Below are 3,861 nucleotides of genomic sequence, written 5' to 3' on the forward strand. Positions count from 1 at the left end.
GAACGGCACGCCCTGATTGCGCGGTGCCGGCAACTCAATTTACCCATTGTTGAAGACGATCCTTTTGGCTTCACACTCGCGCTTAGTCAGCAAAGTATCCCCACGCTTAAACAATTGGACCCCAATAATGTGATCTATATCGGTTCCCTTTCTGAGTTTAGTGGTGCTGACACCCGAATTGGTTGGTTGATTGCCCCACCGGCCATCGTTACGCGCTTATCAGAAATTCGCCAAGAAATGGAATCCGGCATCAGTATTTTTTCCCAGTATCTGGCAACCCAACTCTTGAGCCAACCCAACTTAGCCGACTTGGTCGCCCAGCAGCAACATCAATTAGCGCATGCGCGTCAACGGCTGTTACGCCTGCTCGCACCCTTTGTGGCACAAGGCCAATTGGCTTATCAAATCCCGACTTTAGGCAATACACTGTGGCTTCATATTTTAACCAAATCGACAATGACCCGCGCTGATTATCAAGTATTTCTCGATCAGCAACTGCTGGTTTTCCCAGATTTCTTATTTGGTCGTCACAGTAACCATGTCCGTTTAAGCTATTCGCAACTCCCCGCGGATGATACCCTATTAAAGCAACGTCTACAGGCCGTAATGGCAACATTAATCGATTGACGACTAGGTTTTTTAAACCAGTTAGTGTATGATGAACGTGTTTAGTACACGCCCTGCATCATTTAAAAGATAAAATTTGAGGAAAAATAATGGCGATTGGTAACCAAATTAAAGCGCTACGAAAATCACTTGGCTTGACCCAACAAACATTTGCTGACAAACTGTTTATTTCCTATCAATCCGTTTCCAACTGGGAACGGGCTAAAAGCCATCCTACCGCTGAAATGATGCTCACCATCATTGAAACGTTTCATTTACCGCTGAATTTTTTTATGCCCAGCGACCAAAACAGTCAAGATCTCGATGACGAACAACTCATTTTAGCCGCCTTCATTAAAAGTACGCGCGCGAGTGCTGATAAAATCCCGACAATGGCAACCATTGCCCAATTGGCTGGCCTATCCATTGAACGCGTCATGGCTTATTTCCCAACGTTCGATGATTTAGCTTATGCCACTATTAATGCTGTCGATGATAATATTAAAACCAAAATCGAGTCGCGGTTAGCCGTTGAACCTGATATTTTAACGGTTTTTATCAATGATATGACGCCCTTACTTTATCAAGAACACAAAGTTCTCCATATCTTATATACACGGCCCTATATTCGTGGGGTGTGGGTACAATTCTTGAAAGCCAAATATAAGTCCCTTTTGATTAAATATCAACCACGGGCGGCTCAAGATGTCCTGGGTACGGAATACTACATCGAAACCTTAACTGGCTTTATCTCGGTTTGGATGAGCCAAAAAAAGCCTGAATCCTTAACTGATTATCAAAAACGGTTACGTGCTTTGACAAGCCAGCCACTCGCCATGTGGCATACCTTAAGTTAAAAAAGACAACCATTGCTTGGTTGTCTTTTTTACTCTGCTTGACAAATTACTTTGACAAACACAGTAATTTTTCCTATAATGAACTCAAGATTAAGTGGAGGACAATAAGATGTCAATTTCTAAAGACCTTATTCGTGGTCACATTGATACCATGATTCTCAATATTCTCCAACAGCAGGATTCTTATGGTTATCAAGTCGCCAAATCAGTTCGCTTACTCAGCCAGCAACAATATGAACTGAACGAAGCAACTTTATACACGGCTTTTCGGCGTTTAGAAAAAAGTGGTGATATCACCAGTTATTGGGGCGATGAAACCCAAGGGGCTCGCCGGAAATACTATAAAATTACTGCTACTGGCCAACAACACCTCCAACAAGCGATTGTTGACTGGCAATTTGCAAAAGATGTGATTAGCCAGCTCATCACTGGCACGATTGCAGAAGGAGACAAATAATGACTTCAATTGAACTTGCGATACGTACTCGCCTAGACGTTATTTTTTCAAAATATACGCCTAATCCGCAACTTACTGAATTTAAAGAAGAACTCGTGGCTGATTTGCTGGATGCCTATCAAGATTTTGCCCAACAAGACAAATCACATGAAGAAGCACTCGATGACACCTTTGCGCAGTTAGGGGATATTAATGCTATTTTACAAGACATGAGTGATTCACATACCCAACAAACTGCGTCTGATGATGAGACAACCCAAGATACGACAGCCCGCTTCTTTGATTTGTCAGATGATGGCTTGCGCCTTGGTAATCTACACATTAATGGTCAAGGTGTCCGCTTAGGTGACGATATTATCCTTGATGGTAAAAATAATAAAGTACAATTTGGCGATTGGCTGCATGTCGACCGCGCTGGTGCACGGGTTGGTCGTAAATTCTACGCCTTTGATACCACTGACGATACCGCAACCTTTACCGAACAGGCATCAACAAACTCGCCACATTGGACTGCGGCACATCATAGTATTCAGCTGCCCGTTACCGATCAAGCACTCGTTTTGAATTATAAAAACGCTACCTTAAATTTTTATCGTAACGATAAGACGGATCTCGTAACCATTGATGAATTTTTCAGTCGCGATAATCAACGCTATTTTGCATCAGTATCCGAAACGCAGGATCAAGTGGTGGTTACCCAAGGTGATACACCACGACTTTTTCAAGTAAAAGTCCATGTGAATATCGGTTTACCACAAAACTTTTCCGATGGTCATCTGACGGTTACAAATCACGCCGGTCAAGTGACCGCAAAAAATCTCACCCTGAAAACCTTTAATTTGACTCTGACGGCAGGTAGCTTTCACATCAAGCACCTTCAAGTTCACGAAGCCAATTGGGATTTCAAAGCCAGTGATGTCAGCGGCCGAGATATCACAATTGCGCACGCTAAGATGACCAATCAAGCTGGTCGCATCCAACTTGACCATGTCACGTTACCACACAGTCAAATCAACGCAACGTCTGGCACAATTAAAGTTGATCATTTTATCGGTGGTGGGCAATTTAACACGACATCTGGTACTTTGCGCCTCAAAGTTCAGACACTCACGCACGACTTGCAATTACAAGCCCTCAGCAGTGACATTCGTCTAACGGTGCCTGACACGCAAGATTACTATTTCGATCTCTCGTCACAATCAGGCAGTGTGGCCATGCCTAACCGACCTGATATGCATTTTAACCACAATACGCCGCAGACGAAGCGTGGGTTTACTGGTCAAATGCCAGAATTTACCATCGCGGCCTCAGTGGATTTAGGTACCATCAAAGTCTACTAATGCTGCACATTATCACTGTCATCGTACAATTTTTCATTCAATAAAAGGAGACCTATCATGTCAAAAAAGAAGCATTTAACACGTTCTCGTTCAAACCGCATTCTTGGCGGCGTTCTAGGTGGGATTGCCGAATATTTCGGTTGGGATGTCACCCTCACCCGTATTATTTACGTGATCATCTCTCTGATGGCCTTTCCAGGCATTATTTTCTATCTTTTGGCTTGGATTATCATCCCCGATGGACCACGGCAAACCACTTATCATACTTATGAAACAGGGGCACGGCGTGACATTACCCCAGATGATGACTAATTGGTGTGTGTAAACGGTCATTGTCTCGTATCATTTAGTATCCCGTTAACAAGCGCATAAACACTGTTTATAGCGCACAAAAAGCCCGCTGATGATCATCAGCGGGCTTTTTGTATGTCTGGATAATGCTTGATTAATCTTCTAAATCATCCGTTAATTGTTCAACGATTTGCGTCGTTTGTTCAATCACTTCTTCTGTTTCACGTGAAACATCTTCCGTTGTTTCGTGTTCAACCTTTGCTAAGGTTGCCACTTTGGCACCATCTTCTAAGCGAATCAAACGCACACC

The 3,861-nt window shown here is 43.3% G+C and carries 5 protein-coding genes; all 5 read left to right on the forward strand.

What is annotated here, in order from left to right; translation table 11 throughout:
- On the forward strand, window positions 1-627 hold a 627-nt coding region (locus ACW12G_RS00090), incomplete at its 5' end, for an aminotransferase class I/II-fold pyridoxal phosphate-dependent enzyme (protein ID WP_455647008.1).
- A gap of 89 nt (window positions 628-716) precedes the next feature.
- A complete protein-coding gene (locus ACW12G_RS00095; protein ID WP_455647009.1) occupies window positions 717-1,463 on the forward strand; it encodes a helix-turn-helix transcriptional regulator in 747 nt (248 codons plus the stop codon).
- A 109-nt stretch (window positions 1,464-1,572) separates the two neighbouring features.
- On the forward strand, window positions 1,573-1,920 hold the full coding sequence (locus ACW12G_RS00100) for a PadR family transcriptional regulator (RefSeq protein WP_009999995.1): 348 nt from the start codon (window positions 1,573-1,575) through the stop codon (window positions 1,918-1,920).
- Window positions 1,920-3,260 (forward strand): DUF4097 family beta strand repeat-containing protein, encoded by a 1,341-nt coding sequence (locus ACW12G_RS00105; protein ID WP_455647010.1) that lies wholly within the window; start codon window positions 1,920-1,922, stop codon window positions 3,258-3,260. Before ACW12G_RS00100 ends, ACW12G_RS00105 begins: the two co-directional genes overlap by 1 nt.
- A 57-nt stretch (window positions 3,261-3,317) precedes the next feature.
- On the forward strand, window positions 3,318-3,572 hold the full coding sequence (locus tag ACW12G_RS00110) for a PspC domain-containing protein (RefSeq protein ID WP_048699929.1): 255 nt from the start codon (window positions 3,318-3,320) through the stop codon (window positions 3,570-3,572).
- Window positions 3,573-3,861 lie beyond the last annotated feature (289 nt).

This window comes from Leuconostoc sp. (genome assembly GCF_965300815.1).

Excerpts from the sequence above, each read along its gene's own strand:
- ACW12G_RS00110 (WP_048699929.1), top strand. The coding sequence starts at position 3,318 with ATGTCAAAAAAGAAGCATTTAACACGTTCTCGTTCAAACCGCATTCTT.
- ACW12G_RS00105 (WP_455647010.1), top strand. The coding sequence starts at position 1,920 with ATGACTTCAATTGAACTTGCGATACGTACTCGCCTAGACGTTATTTTT.
- ACW12G_RS00095 (WP_455647009.1), top strand. The coding sequence starts at position 717 with ATGGCGATTGGTAACCAAATTAAAGCGCTACGAAAATCACTTGGCTTG.
- ACW12G_RS00100 (WP_009999995.1), top strand. The coding sequence starts at position 1,573 with ATGTCAATTTCTAAAGACCTTATTCGTGGTCACATTGATACCATGATT.